Genomic DNA, 16972 nt, shown 5'->3' with positions numbered 1-16972 from the left:
TTGGGTATAAGTGCTATATAAGTGGCTAAATGCGCTTTAGATAATCAAATTTTGATTGCCTTTTTACCCTGTATTTCCAAGTTACTCTGGTATAAAACGGCAATTTTACATTTAATTGGCCTTAATCACCATCTATTTGCGTTAAAGGAAGGCTAATTGGATGAATTTTTATCACTTTTACATCATGCCTGAGTGTTTTTACTTTGCTTTTAGCTAAAAAGTAACCACCTACACCGCCCAAAGCGGCGAATAATATTTGCCATCCCTGCGCTAAAAGTAGTAATTCGGCACTAATAAATGCAAGCGTTAATCCTAAAAATAAAGGCAGCATGTATACAGCAAAAGCATGTTTGACTAAATGCGAATCATCTAATGAGAGCGTTACTTTTTGGCCCACTTCTACAGGAGTATCAAATTGATATGGAAAGGTTTTTTTATCGCTACCAAAGAGTTTGGTAAAGACTTGCGAGCCACAGCGACCATTACACCCTTCGCAGGCTTTTTTTTGCTGGGCTTCTAAGTGGGCAGTGGCGCCATCTAAGGCAACCACTGTAAGTGTTTGTTCAATCATAACAACCCTTACGAATTGTTTATAATGCGCGAGTCACTGACTCAGCAATTGCCTTTGCGGTTTGGCTTGGCACATTACCAACAACGGATACATCAAAGTTTCCGCCATTATGCACATAAATTGTCGTTGCGCCAGAAGTTAATGATCCGCTTAAGCGGCGACCTGGTAAGGGGCGCTGTACAAAAACAGAAATTTCAACAAACCCATCAGAATATAAATAATAGTCAGTAAGTTCGTTGTTTAAATCAAGTTTATGGCGGTCTGATTTTAGTAATTTAAAGCCATTAGGTAACCAACCAATGCGCCAGTTTGTGGCATTACTTTTTTCACCTTTCAGTGCGTTACCCGGTAACGGCGTTGGAAAGTTACGATTGAGCACTTCTAAAATCATCGGTGCTGGTTGCTCTGTTACGCTAATATGGGTTAACTGTAGCTGCTCTAATGCTTCACCTTGGTGGTTAACATAAGCGGCTTTTAATAACAGCGATGACTCTGTATCAAGCCAAATCCAATAGTTATATTTGTATTCATCTTTTGATTCTATTCTCACCAGTTGCGCCGCTCGCCCTGCAATACGGCCTTTACCACCTAGCACAAAATCATATTGGCTGCTTAATGCTTCAATATCTTTAAATAATACTTCAGGTATTGGCCCAGCAATGGAGTCTGTATTTATAGAATATGGCTGCGATTGCGGTTCAAAGTAGGTTACTTGGTCGTTAATTCTCACCATTTCTAAGCCCGCGCCATTAAGTAAACTTAAATGCTCAAGCTCTGTTTCACCTTGCTTTGCATGCACCCAACGGTAAGGTTCCATGGCTTTACCCTTTACCACCACAAAAGAGGCGTCAAAATTGCGGGTATGCACAGCGTTCGCCATGTTTAGTAATAAATCTTTGGCGGGATTTGTGTCGTTAGCAAAAACATTAAAGCTTAATACCAACGACAGAACAAAAGTGATTACTTTCATTTAATTAGTTTTTTTCCTCTTGCGCTTTGTCACTATTTTGCGCTGTTTGCAAAGAGTGTGCAACACGTGCTTGACGTTGATGCTCTAAAACTAACGCGCCAATGCGTTGTTGCTGTAATTCGCGTAAACCTTGCTCAGCGTTTTCAAGAGCAGGTTCTGAAGAATAACTCACCGGCGACGCCATACCTGTTAATGGGGTAGTTTGTAAAAGCGGAATTTCGCTTTCTTGCTCGCCCGCACCTTGTGGCAAGGTATTTACGCCAACAATGGCAAACATAGCTACGCTTGCAGCAATAGCAAGTTGTGCAACCGGCTTGCGCCAATTAAACGCCACTACTTTGTTGTCTTGCTGCGCTTCACTGTGCTCGGTATCGGGTGCTTTGTTTGCTGTCGATTGGGTGAAATCGGCATACACAGGCTCACTTTCAAGTGCTAAGGCGATGTTATCGCTTATATCGATGTGTATGTCGTTGTTATTTTTTTGAGCACGCATCGCATCACCAATTAGCGCATATCGACCAAACGTAGCAACATCCTGATCAGAAATTTTACCCTCTGCAAGGTGTTGTTCGCCGTCAAGTAATGCTGATAACGTTTCGCTATCCAACTTGTTAACGTGTGCTTTTGTCATACTAAGACTCGCCTATTAATGGGTTTAATTTATTATCTATTGCTTCTCGGGCTCTAAAAATACGCGAACGTACTGTCCCAACAGGGCAATCCATTACCACGGCTATTTCTTCATAGCTCATCCCTTCGATTTCTCTTAGGGTAATCGCGGTTTTAAGGTCTTCAGGCAAACTATCAATCGTATTAAAAATAACAGCGCGTACTTCGTCGCTTAACAGTAAATTTTCAGGCGATGCGTTTGAACGCATCGAATCCGCACCGTCATAAAACTCGGCATCTTCAGCGTCTATATCGTTTGCTGGCGGTTTACGGCCCTGAGCTACTAAATAATTTTTAGCACAATTAACGGCAATACGGTATAACCACGTATAAAAGGCACTATCACCTCTAAAGTTTGGAAGTGCACGGTAGGCCTTAATAAATGCCTCTTGTGCAACATCTGCAATATCGCCTTGGTTAGACACATAACGTGAAATTAACCCTGCAATTTTGTTCTGATACTTCTTTACTAATAGGTTGAAGGCGTTTTTATCTCCTTGCTGGACCCTTTTTACAAGCGCTAAATCTAATTCCTGCTCGCTCATTCGAGCCGGTACTCCTCTGTTTGATTCTTGCTGGTTATTCATAGTGTCGCCATTGTTCACAAATACTCTGACCTCTTTATGAATAAAAAGTTCTGCTTAATATTATTTTTTTATAAAATAGTCGTAAATAACGGCGCTAAGCCATTAAAATCACTACGTAGTAATATGACAAATATGATACAACTACATTATTAAAAACAAATATTGCTCTAATTTGAGCATTGTAACCGCAAAGTACCTCTGACATGAACCAAAATAAACATCATATTGCTGATGTCGCTATTATCGGTAGCGGCGCGGCGGGCTTATCTCTTGCATTGTCTTTAGCTAACTATTGTAATGTTACTGTGATCAGTAAAGGTGCCCTCACCGAAGGCTCTACACTGTATGCACAAGGCGGGATTGCCGCAGTATTTGATAAAAAAAACGACAGCATAGAATCACATGTTGAAGATACCCTTGATGCCGGCGGTGGTTTATGTGACCGAGAAGCAGTGCATTATACTGCAAGTAATGCGCATCAGTGTTTACAATGGCTCATTGAGCAAGGCGTTCCTTTTGATATGGAGTTTGATAGCAAAGGAAAAGAGCGCTTTCATTTAACCCGCGAAGGCGGACACAGCCATCGCCGTATTTTACATGCAGCTGATGCCACTGGTAAGGCCGTACAAACCACGTTAATTAGCCAAGTTAAAGCGCATAAAAACATTACCTTGCTCGAGCAATACAACGCCATCGATTTGATTAGCGATAAGAGCTTAGGTAAGCCGGGTTCGCATATTCATGGTATGTACGTGTGGAATAAAAAAGCAAAAAAAGTAGAAACTATTTCCGCTAAATTTGTAGCGCTCGCAACAGGGGGGGCAAGCAAGGTGTATTTGTACACTTCAAACCCTGATGTATCTAGCGGTGACGGTATTGCCATGGCGTGGCGTGCAGGCTGTAGGGTAGCCAATATGGAATTTAACCAATTTCACCCCACTAGCCTTTATCATCCAGAGCTACAAAACTTCTTAATTACCGAAGCTATGCGCGGTGAAGGAGCGTATTTAAAGCGCCCCGACGGCACTCGCTTTATGAAAGACTTTGACGATAGAGAAGAGCTGGCACCGCGCGACATAGTAGCCCGTGCTATCGACTTTGAAATGAAGCGTTTAGGTGCAAATTGTGTATACCTAGATATTAGCCACAAAGATAAAGACTTTATTATTGAGCACTTCCCTACTATTTACGCAAAGTGTTTAAGTGTAGGGCTTGATATAACCAAAGAAGCCATCCCGGTTGTTCCTGCCGCGCATTATACGTGTGGCGGTGTAATGAGCGACTTTAACGGTAAAACCGATTTAGACAACTTATACGCTGTAGGGGAAGTAGCCTACACGGGTTTGCACGGCGCTAACCGTATGGCGAGCAATTCATTATTAGAGTGCATTGTATTTGCCCACGCTGCCGCTAAAGATATTTTAAGTAAACTTGAGCATGCGCCAGCACCACTTGCGCTGCCAAGTTGGGATGAAAGCCGAGTCAGTAATTCTGATGAAGAAATTGTTATTACCCATAACTGGCACGAACTGCGGCTATTTATGTGGGATTATGTAGGCATTGTGCGCTCAACTAAACGCCTAGAACGAGCACTGCACCGCGTTGAGTTATTACAACAAGAAATACATGATTATTACGCAAACTTTAGAGTAAGTAATAACTTATTGGAGCTTCGTAATTTAGTACAAGTAGCCGAGCTGATAATTAGAAGTGCAATGCAGCGTAAAGAAAGCCGTGGTTTGCACTATACGATTGACTACCCTGAGCAAAACGAAAACCCAACACCCACTATTTTGATTCCACCTCGCCATTAATGGCAATCAATGCTGCGCGCTTTAAACGTGCGTAGCTTTGCTTATTTACGCCATTAGCTGAAATAATAAGCCATTGGCGTTTATTAAAACCTTTAATGTGTAACCACACACTGGTATTTAATATTTTTGTTTTAGGGGTTATTTGCCCCTGAACCTGTAAATTTTCGTTTTCGAAGCGTATTTGCTTAGGCTCTAAAATAATAACGCCACTTTCAGGGTGAATAGCCACTATTTTTTGCCATATCCAGTAAAACGCAATTGTATTTACAGTTATACAAACAACAATGCTAAAAAAAGAGCTTAAATAAAGCCCTAATACCACACTTAATAAGCAGAAAAACAGCACCACAGGCCGCTGTTCTGCTTTGTTATTTACTACTGTAAACCTATACACGAACTCGGTCTAAAATTAGCGATACCATGGTATTAAGCTCAGCATCTTTACATTCTTCATGGCCCATAAACCATGCAAATAAATCAGGGTCTTCTTGGGTTAGCAAACGCTGAAATACAGCCTGCTGCTGTGCATTTAACGAATCATACGCCTGCTCTACAAATGGCATAAACAAAACATCTAACTCTAACATGCCGCGGCGACAAGCCCAGCGTATACGTGCTTTACTATGAATTTCAGTCATTTTAAACCTCATACTTAATTGTCCCGAGTTTAACAAATACCCGCCTAATTAGCAGCTATTAATCTGTGTTCAAATAATAAAAAACTGCCCGCCTTCGTTGCTGTACCCTAGGTTATAACTGCGTTATTATGTCTACTCATTTGTATTGCACAGAAGGTTTTTATGTCGAGCGTTTATGCATGTCCGTTATCTCACCAACTTATTAGCCTAACCGGTGCGGATAAATTGTCTTATCTTCACGGACAAATCACTCAAGATCTCAATAAACTATCTAACAGCAATTATTTATGGGCTGGTCACTGCAGCGCCAAAGGCAAGTTGTGGGGTGTGTTTAAATTATTTTCTCACCAAGATAGCTACTACTTAGCAGGTTCACAGCCTGAGGTAGAGAAGTCGCTCAGTGAGCTAAAAAAATACGCTGTGTTTGCCAAAGTAGATATTGATGTTTCTACGAACAGATTAATCGGGTTGATCAGTGACGATTTAACCCCAGTACTAGAAAAACTTGATATTCGTTTTTCTGATGACCAAACGGCCTGTGACTTCCCAAGTGGTAAAGCCCTTAAGTTAGCGCCAAATCGCGTTTTACTAATGGTTGATAGCCAATTTAGTATGCCAGATGATGTGTCTACATTAGATAACTGCGCACTATGGCAAGAAGCCGCTATAAAAGCGGGCGAGCCACAATTAAATAGTGACGCCATTGGCGAATACGTACCACAAATGGTAAACCTTCAAGCGATTAACGGCATTAGTTTTAAAAAAGGCTGTTACACCGGCCAAGAAACGGTTGCCCGTATGAAGTACCTAGGTAAAAACAAACGCGCTATGTATATTGTTACAGGTAAAAGCGATGGCCTACTTGAAGAGTCTGAGCTTGAAACCCAAGTGGGCGAAAACTGGCGCCGCGCTGGTAAACTAATTGCCCAAAGCTATAACGAAAATAGCCAAACCTTATTTGGCCTTGTTGTGCTGCCAAACGATACACCAAGTACACACGTACTTCGTGCAAAGCACACCCCTCAGGTAGAGCTAAGCATTCTGCCTCTACCTTACTCTCTTGAAGATGAATAAATAGGAATGACTATGATCGTTGCACCAAACACAGTAGTAAAAATGCATTATTCAGTACTGGATAACGATGGCAATACCATTGATAACTCTTTTGATGGCGAGCCACTGGTTTTTATTATTGGCACAGGCTACTTAATCCCAGGGCTTGAAAATGCACTCCAAGGCAAGCAAGCCGGTGATACATTAAATGTAAAAGTAGAACCTGAAGAAGGCTACGGCGAACGTCACGATAACCTAATGCAAGCGGTGCCTAAGTCGATGTTTGATGGCATGGAGATTGAAGTGGGTATGCAATTTAGAGCGTCAACTGATGATGGTGATCAATCTGTGATGATTATCGAGATTCAAGATGAAGACGTTATAGTTGATGGCAACCACCCGCTTTCGGGTATTACCCTTAATTTTGATGTAGAAATTTTAGAGGTGCGCGAAGCAACCGAAGAAGAGCTTGCGCACGGCCACGTGCACGGTGAAGGCGGTTGTGGTCACGATCACTAATCATACCGCCGTTTATAAAAAAAGCGCCTAAGGCGCTTTTTTTATAACATATTGTTGTAGCTCGCGGTTTTTATTGGCGCCGGTTCCTCTAAAGGGGTTTCACTGGGTGTTATTTTACCCTCAAGCGCACGTAATAAGCCTTGCTGATCGTTTGTTCCCACTCGGTACTTAGTACCGTCTTTTAAGGTTAACTGTAGCGCACTAAACCCGGATACAGAATACACCCACCCATCATGCGTAATACGAATACCAATACCATGGCGGTAAGAGTTTTGCACCGCTTTAGCCTCTACTATGTCAGCTAGTGCTAAACGTTGCCCCGCAACGCCAGGGCCAAAAGCCCAACTAATTGTTTGCTCGTCAACTTTTACAGTTAAACCATGAAACAAAAAACCGACTAAAACCAATACACCGGCAAATACCATTAATGGCACATCGGCGCCCATTAAGTTCCAGGCTAAGGCTACAAAGCCGCCTATCCATGCTAAAACAAAAAATATAAACACCGCATATTGTTTATGCTGATACATAACGCTCTCTTTATTATTAAAAACTGTACACCAACGTGGCGCTTAATTCTGAGTCGTATTTAAGGTTATCGTCTTCAGGTTTTGAATTATAACGATACATGTAGGCAAACTTTAACGATACCGCACCTATGACTTGGCTAATCAAAGCGGTTTCTGACTTCAAACGCGAATTTAACCCCGACAAAGACTGCTCAATACTCACATCTTGATTAAAGCGCGTGCGCTTTGATACCAAACGCTCCCACTGCATTGCAATACGTACTAAATAACCGGTTTTGTTTTCATCTTCTTCGCTTACCTCTGACTCATCATCAGCGACAGAGCGATATAAACCTGGGCCAATATCAATATCTACTTTATTTTTTACACCTTGGTAAACTCTGGCACCATAGCCTGTAGCCACTGTACTTTTGTAATCTAGGCCGCTAAATTTATCTTCTTCGTAGTCACCGTAAATAAAAAATGAAGAGTTTTTAACGCCCACTTTGTAGTTACCTTGTGCAGAGACAAAAATACGGTCTGCCGTTACATCGGTTTGCCCTGTATCTTCGTTTTGATCTCGTTTATACAAGGTGTCTAATTTAAATTGGTTACGCCAATTTTCGAAGTCTTGGTATAAATTCCCTCTAAACTTAAAGCTGGTAGAGTTAGTATTACCCTTACTTAAAATCAAGCCAAACTCAGTATCGCCATAGAGCATTTCGCCTTTATGTAGCTCGTGAATTTCTTCATCAGAGAGTTGTCCATATTCATGAAAGTCTTCAAATGGATCAACAGCCCAACAGCGGCTGCTCATTATTAAAAACACGAATAGTAAATACTTATGCACGGTAAACTCTCTTGCACATACAAACAAAACTGCTTACTCAGCGTGCTCTGTTTCTTTCCACAAAATATGACAAAACGGCGCGTCTTTATCACGGCTAATTAAAATTTTTGCAAATAACACATCTTCGTTTTCAAACTCTAACCCCACTAGCACTTGCACAAATAACTCCGGCTCTATTTCAAGTGCAACAAAGTCTTGCCATTGCTCATCAGGCTCGCCCTCTTCAATAAACCCAAGTTCTTCTCGGTATTCGTTAAAGTCTTCAACATCTTGTTCGCTAAGATTATTTGGCGCCAGCTCTAAAAAAATATCGTACGCTTGATGGGTAACTTCTTCTTCGCTATATAAACGTGGGCCTGACATGGGTAAAACCTCAATGCATTTTAAGTGCGCACATAATATCAAAACTCATCTGTGTTTTGAGAAAAAACAGCTAAAAATAATGACTTTTTTGTTACCAGCTCATGCGCAGTTAAGCTTAAATAAGATTCAAAGTGCTTTGACTAAAAAAGTTAAAAATAATTCAATTTATTTTTTATTATAAAACAAACCGTTACTTTACTTAGTACGGCGTACATCATAAGCTCAAACACATAATAATAGGAGAGCGCAATGATAAAACTAGAAATACAACAAGGCATTGCTAACGTTATTTTAAGCCGCGCAGAAAAACAAAATGCACTTAGCTTTGATATGTTCTTGCAATTAAACAGTACTATTAAACGTATAAAAAAAGATAAAAGTGTTCGCGCCGTAGTGATAAAAGGTGATGGTGAGCATTTTTGCTCTGGGCTTGATGTGGCTGCAGTGATGGCTTCACCATTAAACATTGTTAGGCTGTTGCTAAAATGGCTACCTGGCAATCAAAACCTAGCGCAAAAAGTGGTACTGGGCTGGCAATCGTTAAGCGTACCTGTGATTGCGCAAATAAACGGAAATTGTTTAGGGGGTGGGCTACAAATAGCATTGGGCGCCGACTATAGAATTGTTGATACCCACGCAAAACTAGCCATTATGGAAGCGCGTTGGGGGCTATGCCCCGATATGGGCGCTAATGTAGTGCTTGCTGGTTTATTAAAGCGCGACCAAGCGCTGTGGCTGGCAAGCCACGCCAACCCTATTAGTGCTCACACGGCCTACGAGCTGGGGTTAGTCACAGAGCTTACAGACAATACCGAACAGGCCACACAGCGCATGTTAAATATATTACGTGAACGCTCCCCCGATACACTGGCAGCGATAAAGCGCGTTACTCAACAAAGCTACACAACAAACCAACGACAAATTTTAGCTAAAGAAACGTTTAGCCAAATTCGCTTGTTACTCAATCCTAATACTAAAAAAGCAATTGCCAAAGCAAAAGGGAAAACAGATATAAGCTATGCAAATCCAAAGCGCTGGTAAGACTAAATTAGCATTTAATAATAGTGCGTATTTGCTAACGTTAATTTCTTTCTATATTAATGAGCCATTATCATGAAGTACTTACTTAGCAGTGCAATTATTTTACTGTGCTTAGGGTGTGCTAAATTAATAATGCACTTAATTGGTGGCAGCTTCCCTGCACCGCTCCTTGGCATGGTTATTTTACTGAGTTTATTACTGTTAGGTGTAGTGAAAGAGCACTATATTAAGCCCTCGGCCTCCCCTATTTTAAATATTATGCCAATATTTTTTATACCCGCGGGGGTAGGATTTATCGAGCACATTGCACTTATTAAGCTGCATTGGCCCTATTTGGTTTTGGTTATTTTGCTCGTCCCTGCCAGTACGCTTTTACTGGTAAGCAGCGTTGTTGGCTATGTTAAAGGTAAAAATAACAATGACTGAGCTGCACCTTACGCTATGGTACTTAACAACTCCCGCTATTATTTTGCTGTTTTTATTATTAAGAGCGTTTAATAAACACTGGCAGCACAGCATAGTAAAGTCGCTCACCAACCCAGTGTTTTTAAGTATTGCGATTATTGCCTTAGTACTTGTTAATTTAAAATTACCTTATGCTGATTTTTCCACGCATAGCCAACTACTTAGTTGGCTATTAGAGCCTGCTATAGTGGCACTGGCCTTACCTTTGTATCAGCAGTTTATACATGTCAGAAAAAATCTACTGTTAATAGTAAGCACGTGTAGCCTAGGCATTATTAACGCCACAGTGGTGGCTTTTATTTTAAGTATTTTATTTGATGTACCCGCCAATTTAAGCGCCTCCGTAGCTGCATTAAGTGTAACTACGCCTATTTCATTAATAGTTACTGAGTCTTTAGGGGGGATTAGCTCCCTTGCCGCTGCATTAGTTATATTTATTGGCTTACTAGGTGCGCTCTTTGGGTTAATGCTCATTAAGTGGATAGGTGTTAATAACCACCAAGCTCAAGGAATAGCAATGGGAACTGCGTGCCATGCTATAGGCACCGCAGCAGCACTGGACGAGCACCCAAAAATAGGCGCGTTTTCCTCGGTTGCTATGGCTTTAAGCGCATTATTAACCGCCATAATAGTCCCCGTGCTATATCCTTTTTTAGTCAACACTTTGCTATAGTTAGCAAAAAATAATTACGCAATATAAAGAGCCCACTATGATCAGTTCTGAAATAGAACAATTTGAAAAATACTACACCATGCTCACTGAGTATTTAGTTACCTACAGCATGCAAATTGTGGGTGCCGTTTTTATTCTTATACTGGGTTTGTGGGTGGCTAAAAAACTCTCAAATTTAGTCGCTAAATTGATGGCTCGTCACAATGTCGATATCACGCTTACCAGCTTTGTCAGTAACGTGGTAAAAGTATTGCTTATTGTGATGGTTGTAGTGATAGCGCTTGGCAAAATAGGCATTAGTGTTACCCCCTTTGTAGCGGCTATAGGTGCTGCTTCTCTGGGTGCGGGTTTAGCCTTACAAGGAATGCTTTCAAACTATGGCGCAGGCCTTGCTATTATTGCCACGCGCCCTTTTGTGGTAGGCGATACCATTGAAGTAAAAGGGGTCAGCGGCCAAGTAAAAACAATTGAGCTGGGTTACACCATTTTAATTGATGAAGAAAAAGTAGAAATCACTATTCCTAACAAGCACATAGTGGGTGAAATTATTCACAACTCGTTTAGTTACTCGTTAGTTAAAGGAGAAATAGACATAGCCTATACTGCCTGCGCTGATACCGCTGTTAGCCTTATTGAAGAAGTGTTAAAGGCTCATGATCAGGTGGCTCAAAACCCTATTTCTCAAGTAGGCATAGAGCGCTTTGCCGATAGCGGCGTAACCATTAGTTATCGCTATTGGGTGCCTACAACCAAAATAATAGAAACCAAGCTTGCTATTAACGCAGGCGTTTATAAAGCCATTAATAGCGCTGAGATAGAAATACCCTTTCCGCAGCGGGTGGTTACGATTAAAGAACGCGACCTTTCTTAATAAAAAGCAAAGCCGCTTAATGCGGCTTTGTTGTTTTATAGCTTAAAGCAGTAATAAACTGCCTAACCCTAAAAAGGTCACAAACCCAACTATATCGGTAACCGTGGTTAATATTACCGAGCCAGAAAGCGCAGGGTCTATTTTCATTTTGTCTAAAATAGACGGTATAACAACCCCAGCTAACGACGCAGCCACTAAGTTAAGCAATATAGCAACGGTAATTGTAATGCTTAGCATTATGTCGCTAAACCAAACAAAGGTGAGCGCGCCAATCACTAATGCCCATACTAAGCCGTTCACCGCACCCACCCGTAGCTCCTTTTTTAAAAGTGCATTGCGGTTAGAGTCGGTTACCTGGCCAAGCGCTAAACCGCGCACTATTACCGTTAAAGTTTGACTCCCGGCGATTCCGCCCATAGAGGCCACCACAGGCATAAGTACCGCCAGTGCCACAACTTGCTCTATTGTTGCGCCAAATAAGCCAATAAACCACGATGCTAAAAACGCAGTGGCTAAATTTATACCCAGCCAAATTCCCCGGTTTTTAGCACTTTTTCTTACACTGGCAAACAGGTCTTCGTCTTCGCGTAAACCACCAGCTTTGGCCGCAGCTTCGTCGGCAATTTCTTGGCGTAGTTCGTATGCCGAGCTAATGGTTAAACGCCCGACTAGTTTGTTATCGGTATTAACCACCGGCATGGCCATTTTTTCACTGTGAATAACCACTTCTGCCGCTTCGTATAAATCATCATCAGCATGTAATGATGAAAAATCATAGTTTGCCAGCGCCAATAGGTTATCGCCTTCATTGGCTTTTATTAAATCATTTACTGCAAGTTCACCTATTAGGCTGCCTTGGCGGCTAACTAAATACACAACTTCGCTGTATTGCGGCAAACCTTTGTGCAGTAATTTTTTAACGCCTGCAATTGTTGCTTTTTCAGTTATTTTTAGAAAGTCGAAACCAACCCAGTGACCTAATTGCTCAGGCGGATACTGCTGAGCAAGATCGTATTGTTTCGTTTGTGCTTCATCGAGTTGCTTTTTAGCATAATCAACAAAGCGCTCAGGAATAACCTCTTCGAGCTCAAGTAATTCTTCAACATTTACTTCATCTAATAGCGCGTATGCCTCGCTATCATCTAAGGTTTGCAGTAACCATAAGCAGCTGTCATCGCTCAGGGTGACAAATATTTCATGCTGCGTGTCTTTATCTAATAGCTGCCAAATTTCTAGACGCTGTTCTTTGGGGATGGCTTCAAAAAGTAGCGATAGGTGCTCAGTAGATAAATTAAGCTGTGCATCGGCTAAAAGCTGGCTTTTTTGCGTGTGTGTTTCGCATTGTAATAAATCGTTTATTAGCTGCGGTAGTTGGTCGACTGGATACTCAATCATCTTGAAACCTTAAATTTAAAAATGCACATTGCTTATAGTTTACTTGAACAATAAAAAATTGCAGAAAAAACCTAAACTTATTAAGACGCTTTAAGCTTTGATGGTTGAAACTGCGCTCATTATTTTTGCGCATTGTAGGGGTAAAAACACCAGCGATACTACTGTTTATTTTAAAAATTAAAAAAGAAATTTTTGGCCTTATTTTTAGCCAAAAAAAAGCCCATAACGCTAAGCTGTTATGGGCAAAGTCACACAATGAAAAAGGGGGATTAAAATCTATCGGTTAAGTTACGTATTAGGTCAGAGTCTACAAACTGCGTGACCATTGCAGCACCCCATGCATATGCACGTTGTATTGGGTAGCCTTTAAATATCCAGCGTTTACGAACATGGTTAAAACGCTGTAAATACTGCTGCTTAGCACGCGGCAAAGGTGTACTACTTAGCTTATCCCACGCTTTATATACGCCCGACATGTCAGAGCCGCGCATAAAACGTTGCAACCAACGCGCAAAGCGCGAAAAGCTAATGGTTGACTGAAAATCAATGATATAAGGCTTGCCATCGCTACCACATAATATATTGCCCATATTACGTAAATCTAAATGCACAATGCCTAGGCGGTGCATTTTTGCAACTTGGCGTTCAAGCTCAATAAAAAATTCAACAGGCAACGTCTCACCCTGGTGTATTAAGCTTCTAAGCGGCGTGCCTTCTATGTAGTCATACGCCACCGCTATCGGCGATAAACGGCTAAACCGATTAGCAACTGCATCAAGCTGTGCTAAGCGGCTCAACCCTTTAAATTCTTGATTTACAGAAAGCTTGGCAAAGGTTTTACGAATAAACCACGGGCTTTGGCTAAAGTCTTTTACTATTAAGTCAAACGTATCATCTTTGTACCTGTATACAATTGCGTTCGCAAAACGCCCTTTATGAACAACACTTAAATACTGTTGCATAAATACATGTTCAGGAAACTGCTGCTGTAATTGTGATAACAACTTATTTTCAATCATAACAAACCTAACAAGATGATAACTTTAATTGCCTAGGCAACTATATTAGCAAAGTTGGATTTGCTGCACAATTAGATCTAGTACTTAGCAGGCTAAGTTTTTATTGAAACAGTATCGCTAAAATGTTGATAATCTTTTTTAGAGATTTAAGAAGGTGAATCTAGGTTGTTTATTGCTCGGTTTAGTAAGTCCATAACGCTGTGTTTTTCATTTTCAGAAAAGCCGCTAAGTGCTTTTTCGTACACTTGATTTACTAAGGGCATTATTTGCGGATAAAGCGCTTTGCCTTTATCACTTAAACTTAAAAGTGTAGAGCGCTTATCAAACTCACATTGTGTTTTTTCAATTAAGTCTTTTTCTTCTAAACGCTTTAACAAACGGCTCATCGCGCCTTTATCGTACACCATATGATCGCTCAGCCCAGCTAATGTGTTTACTGAGCCACGCGCTAATAGCACCACCACAATATATTGCGCAGAGGTTAAGTCCATACAATCGAGTTGAGCATCAATGTGTGTAGCAATTTTTGAACGTAAAAACGATATCAACCGGCCTAGGTCTTGCTCTGCTACGAGCGTTTCGGGGTCGGCGTTTTGTACTGAAGGCATACTTTGTTGCATATAAGGGTTACTCTGTTTATTCAAAATGCGTGTAATAGACTACACATTATTAATAAAATTCCCTAGGGTTAGCGTACTTTCAAAAATAAAAATTTGTTCTACCTAGGGTCTAACATGTTTGGCGTTAATAAGCCTATGCCTTTGCAGCAACCTTAAAATATAAGCACAGCTTTTCCAAATAAAAGTGCCTTGCTAAAAATTCAACCTCAAAAAGTAAACTCCCCCTAAACCATTTTTATTTAAAATAAAAAGCCGCAACATAAGTTGCGGCTAGTAGTGGTTTATGCAATGCCGTTTTAAATTTTAAACCTTAAACTGCCCTATTAATTGTCCTAAGTTCTCGCCGCGCCCTGCTAAATGCTGGCTAACCTCAGAGGTGGCCTTACTTGCTTGGGTTAGTTCATTAACAATTTCTTGAATGGCAAACACATTACGGTTTATCTCTTCTGTCACTGAGCTTTGCTCTGTGGCAGCGGTTGCAATTTGCGTACTCATGTCGTTAATCGTGGTAACCGACGTAGTCACAGCACCTAAACTTTGCGATATATCGCGCGATGACTCAACTGAGCGATTACAACTTGCTTGGCTCGCCTGCATGGCATTTACCGCGGCGCCCACTAAGTTATGTAATTCACTTAGCATTTCACTAATTTCATGGGTACTAAGTTGTGTACGACTCGCTAAGCTCCTTACTTCATCAGCCACCACGGCAAAACCCCGGCCTTGCTCACCGGCACGTGCGGCTTCTATGGCGGCGTTAAGTGCAAGCAAGTTAGTTTGCTCGGCAATGCCACCTATTACACTAAGTACACTGTCTATTTTTTTAGATTGCTCACTTAAAGAGTTTACCTGATCAGCAGCTAGGTTAATTTCGCCCATAAGGCCAGAAACTTCACTTAGGGAAATATCTACGCACTCTTGCGCTTTTGCCACTTCTAGCGTTGCCGTATGAGTAGACTCAGCAACTTGCGTGGTATTTTTAGCCACTTCGTGAGAGGTGGCCGACATTTCGGTAATCGCTGTGGCAACTAGGTCAGTTTCGTGGTTATGATTAAGCAGTTTATTTTCAAACAGTTTTGTTTGCGAATTGATATCGCTTGAGGCATTTTTTACATCATTAGTAACATCAGCCACATTACTTATAATGCTTTGCAGCTTGCTAACAAACACATTAAACGATTCGCCCAACTGCCCTATTTCATCGTGCGTATGTATAGCTAGGCGTTTTGTTAAGTCGCCTTCACCTTTAGCAATATCATCTAAGCTTTGGCCCATTATTTGGATAGGTTTAACCATAGCGTTAGACGCTAAAAGTGCGCCCACTACGCTAACCACAACCCAAAATAAGGCAATCAATAACAAGGTAGTTATTTTTTCGCGAGTATGTGATTGCATAGTCTGTTCATAATTTGCAAGCTCTGTTTGTATATCATCCATATAGGCACCCGTACCAATCATCCAATCGGTACCTGGTATCATTACGGCATACCCTATTTTCTCTACTAACCCGTTGGTATTTGGCTTTTGAAAATGGTAATTAAATGCCCCGCCACCTTTACGTGCTTGCTCTAATAATCCAACAATTATTTTTTTACCATTTGGGTCTGTCATCCCTATTTTATTTTGCCCTTCAATAGCACTTCCTAACAAGGCATGGAACACACTAACGCCGCGTGTGTCGTAAATAAAAAAGTAACCGTCGTCACCAAAAGTAAGCTCCCTAAGGACATTTTTAACACTTTGTGTTGATCCGTTATCCAACTGATGGCGTACCAACTTGCTTGCTATTTCCACTTCGGTGGCAAGTAGCGTGTGTTTGTCTTTAATGAGTTTAGATTTAATTGTTTCAAAATTTTGTTGCTGGTTTTGCGATTCTAAATAGTACGAGCTGGCCATTAAGCTAATTAATAACAAGCTCAACGGTAAAATAGCCAGTAATAAAAGTTTATTTCTCAAGCTTAAGTTACTCATTAAATCTCCACAAATAGGGTATGCACGTTATCACTGTCTGCTTTGCAGTAATCAACGCAATAAAGTAAGCATTCAATATGTCACTATTTATATCAATTTATAAATAGCGCAGGGGGTTGCCAAGGGCTGGCAAGGTGGGCGCATTATAATTAGATTACAGCGCTTTAGATATACATTATCACTCGACATTAGTCGCATTTTTTATCGAAAACACTGTGCAGTAAGGCATTTTCATTACCTTTTACTTAGTTAACACTCAAGCAATTCCACCACTATTCATCTCACATTAAGGTAGCCAGGCATTTTTATTTAACATATAATCATCACAATTCTAATAATAAATACTTATACAAAAAGCGGGACAATGTTCAACG

At 40.9% G+C, this 16972-nt stretch carries 20 protein-coding genes; 7 read left to right on the top strand and 13 right to left on the bottom strand.

The genetic code is table 11. The features are described from left to right. Window positions 1-121: 121 nt before the first annotated feature. From PSH54_RS10435 to rpoE, 4 genes are read right to left on the bottom strand one after another with little or no spacing between them, the layout of a single operon-like run. The gene (locus PSH54_RS10435) at window positions 122-571 is read right to left on the bottom strand and encodes a SoxR reducing system RseC family protein (protein ID WP_273606089.1); all 450 of its coding nucleotides are present in this window, start codon (window positions 569-571) and stop codon (window positions 122-124) included. A 19-nt stretch (window positions 572-590) separates the two neighbouring features. After that, on the bottom strand, window positions 591-1541 hold the full coding sequence (locus PSH54_RS10430) for a MucB/RseB C-terminal domain-containing protein (protein WP_029771929.1): 951 nt from the start codon (window positions 1539-1541) through the stop codon (window positions 591-593). 4 nt (window positions 1542-1545) lie between these two features. Further along, on the bottom strand, window positions 1546-2172 hold the full coding sequence (locus PSH54_RS10425) for a sigma-E factor negative regulatory protein (protein ID WP_024033083.1): 627 nt from the start codon (window positions 2170-2172) through the stop codon (window positions 1546-1548). 1 nt (window position 2173) lies between these two features. Then, window positions 2174-2755, bottom strand: a complete 582-nt coding sequence (gene rpoE, locus PSH54_RS10420; RefSeq protein WP_004586222.1) for an RNA polymerase sigma factor RpoE — start codon at window positions 2753-2755, stop codon at window positions 2174-2176. Between the two features lie 245 nt (window positions 2756-3000). Here rpoE and nadB point away from each other — a divergent pair, with 245 nt between their 5' ends. Next, window positions 3001-4611, top strand: coding sequence for an L-aspartate oxidase (nadB, locus tag PSH54_RS10415; RefSeq protein ID WP_024033085.1), 1611 nt, complete (start codon window positions 3001-3003; stop codon window positions 4609-4611). On the opposite strand, the gene PSH54_RS10410 is transcribed toward nadB, so the two are convergent. Continuing rightward, a complete protein-coding gene (locus PSH54_RS10410; protein WP_273606088.1) occupies window positions 4586-5005 on the bottom strand; it encodes a hypothetical protein in 420 nt (139 codons plus the stop codon). The genes nadB and PSH54_RS10410 overlap by 26 nt on opposite strands. Next, the gene (locus PSH54_RS10405) at window positions 4998-5249 is read right to left on the bottom strand and encodes an FAD assembly factor SdhE (protein ID WP_004586219.1); all 252 of its coding nucleotides are present in this window, start codon (window positions 5247-5249) and stop codon (window positions 4998-5000) included. The genes PSH54_RS10410 and PSH54_RS10405 overlap by 8 nt, the downstream gene beginning before the upstream one ends. 162 nt (window positions 5250-5411) lie before the next feature. On the opposite strand from PSH54_RS10405, the gene ygfZ reads away from it, so the two are divergent. Continuing rightward, window positions 5412-6323, top strand: coding sequence for a tRNA-modifying protein YgfZ (ygfZ, locus tag PSH54_RS10400; RefSeq protein WP_273606087.1), 912 nt, complete (start codon window positions 5412-5414; stop codon window positions 6321-6323). Window positions 6324-6335: 12 nt separating this feature from the next. Then, window positions 6336-6821 (top strand): FKBP-type peptidyl-prolyl cis-trans isomerase, encoded by a 486-nt coding sequence (locus PSH54_RS10395; protein WP_004586217.1) that lies wholly within the window; start codon window positions 6336-6338, stop codon window positions 6819-6821. Window positions 6822-6862: 41 nt separating this feature from the next. On the opposite strand, the gene PSH54_RS10390 is transcribed toward PSH54_RS10395, so the two are convergent. The 3 genes from PSH54_RS10390 to PSH54_RS10380 all read right to left on the bottom strand — a co-directional run bounded on the left by PSH54_RS10390 (window position 6863) and on the right by PSH54_RS10380 (window position 8543). After that, entirely contained in the window at window positions 6863-7351 is a 489-nt protein-coding gene (locus PSH54_RS10390) for a hypothetical protein (RefSeq protein WP_126007932.1), read from the bottom strand. 16 nt (window positions 7352-7367) lie between these two features. After that, window positions 7368-8147, bottom strand: a complete 780-nt coding sequence (locus tag PSH54_RS10385) for a DUF481 domain-containing protein (RefSeq protein ID WP_276537847.1) — start codon at window positions 8145-8147, stop codon at window positions 7368-7370. A gap of 66 nt (window positions 8148-8213) precedes the next feature. Next, on the bottom strand, window positions 8214-8543 hold the full coding sequence (locus PSH54_RS10380; RefSeq protein WP_004586214.1) for an HI1450 family dsDNA-mimic protein: 330 nt from the start codon (window positions 8541-8543) through the stop codon (window positions 8214-8216). A 249-nt stretch (window positions 8544-8792) separates the two neighbouring features. On the opposite strand from PSH54_RS10380, the gene PSH54_RS10375 reads away from it, so the two are divergent. The 4 genes from PSH54_RS10375 to PSH54_RS10360 all read left to right on the top strand — a co-directional run bounded on the left by PSH54_RS10375 (window position 8793) and on the right by PSH54_RS10360 (window position 11593). Beyond that, window positions 8793-9584: a crotonase/enoyl-CoA hydratase family protein gene (locus PSH54_RS10375; RefSeq protein WP_273606086.1), complete on the top strand. Its 792-nt coding sequence runs from the start codon at window positions 8793-8795 to the stop codon at window positions 9582-9584. Window positions 9585-9656: 72 nt separating this feature from the next. Continuing rightward, entirely contained in the window at window positions 9657-10010 is a 354-nt protein-coding gene (locus PSH54_RS10370) for a CidA/LrgA family protein (RefSeq protein ID WP_138579034.1), read from the top strand. After that, a complete protein-coding gene (locus PSH54_RS10365) occupies window positions 10003-10722 on the top strand; it encodes an LrgB family protein (RefSeq protein ID WP_138684442.1) in 720 nt (239 codons plus the stop codon). Before PSH54_RS10370 ends, PSH54_RS10365 begins: the two co-directional genes overlap by 8 nt. A gap of 37 nt (window positions 10723-10759) precedes the next feature. Then, window positions 10760-11593: a mechanosensitive ion channel family protein gene (locus PSH54_RS10360; protein ID WP_029774567.1), complete on the top strand. Its 834-nt coding sequence runs from the start codon at window positions 10760-10762 to the stop codon at window positions 11591-11593. A 42-nt stretch (window positions 11594-11635) separates the two neighbouring features. Here the strand turns inward: PSH54_RS10360 and PSH54_RS10355 are convergent, their stop codons facing one another. The 4 genes from PSH54_RS10355 to PSH54_RS10340 form a co-directional block, all read right to left on the bottom strand. Then, window positions 11636-12988, bottom strand: a complete 1353-nt coding sequence (locus PSH54_RS10355) for a magnesium transporter (RefSeq protein ID WP_273606085.1) — start codon at window positions 12986-12988, stop codon at window positions 11636-11638. Window positions 12989-13257: 269 nt separating this feature from the next. Then, window positions 13258-14007, bottom strand: coding sequence for a serine/threonine protein kinase (locus PSH54_RS10350; RefSeq protein WP_024033091.1), 750 nt, complete (start codon window positions 14005-14007; stop codon window positions 13258-13260). A 146-nt stretch (window positions 14008-14153) separates the two neighbouring features. Next, window positions 14154-14627, bottom strand: a complete 474-nt coding sequence (locus PSH54_RS10345) for a MarR family winged helix-turn-helix transcriptional regulator (protein WP_273606084.1) — start codon at window positions 14625-14627, stop codon at window positions 14154-14156. Between the two features lie 303 nt (window positions 14628-14930). After that, window positions 14931-16598: a methyl-accepting chemotaxis protein gene (locus PSH54_RS10340; RefSeq protein ID WP_273606083.1), complete on the bottom strand. Its 1668-nt coding sequence runs from the start codon at window positions 16596-16598 to the stop codon at window positions 14931-14933. Between the last annotated feature and the right edge of the window lie 374 nt (window positions 16599-16972).

Source organism: Pseudoalteromonas sp. Angola-30 (assembly GCF_028599215.1).
In the GTDB taxonomy this organism is placed as follows: domain Bacteria; phylum Pseudomonadota; class Gammaproteobacteria; order Enterobacterales; family Alteromonadaceae; genus Pseudoalteromonas; species Pseudoalteromonas atlantica.
This window is presented reverse-complemented; position numbering and strand designations above follow the sequence as displayed.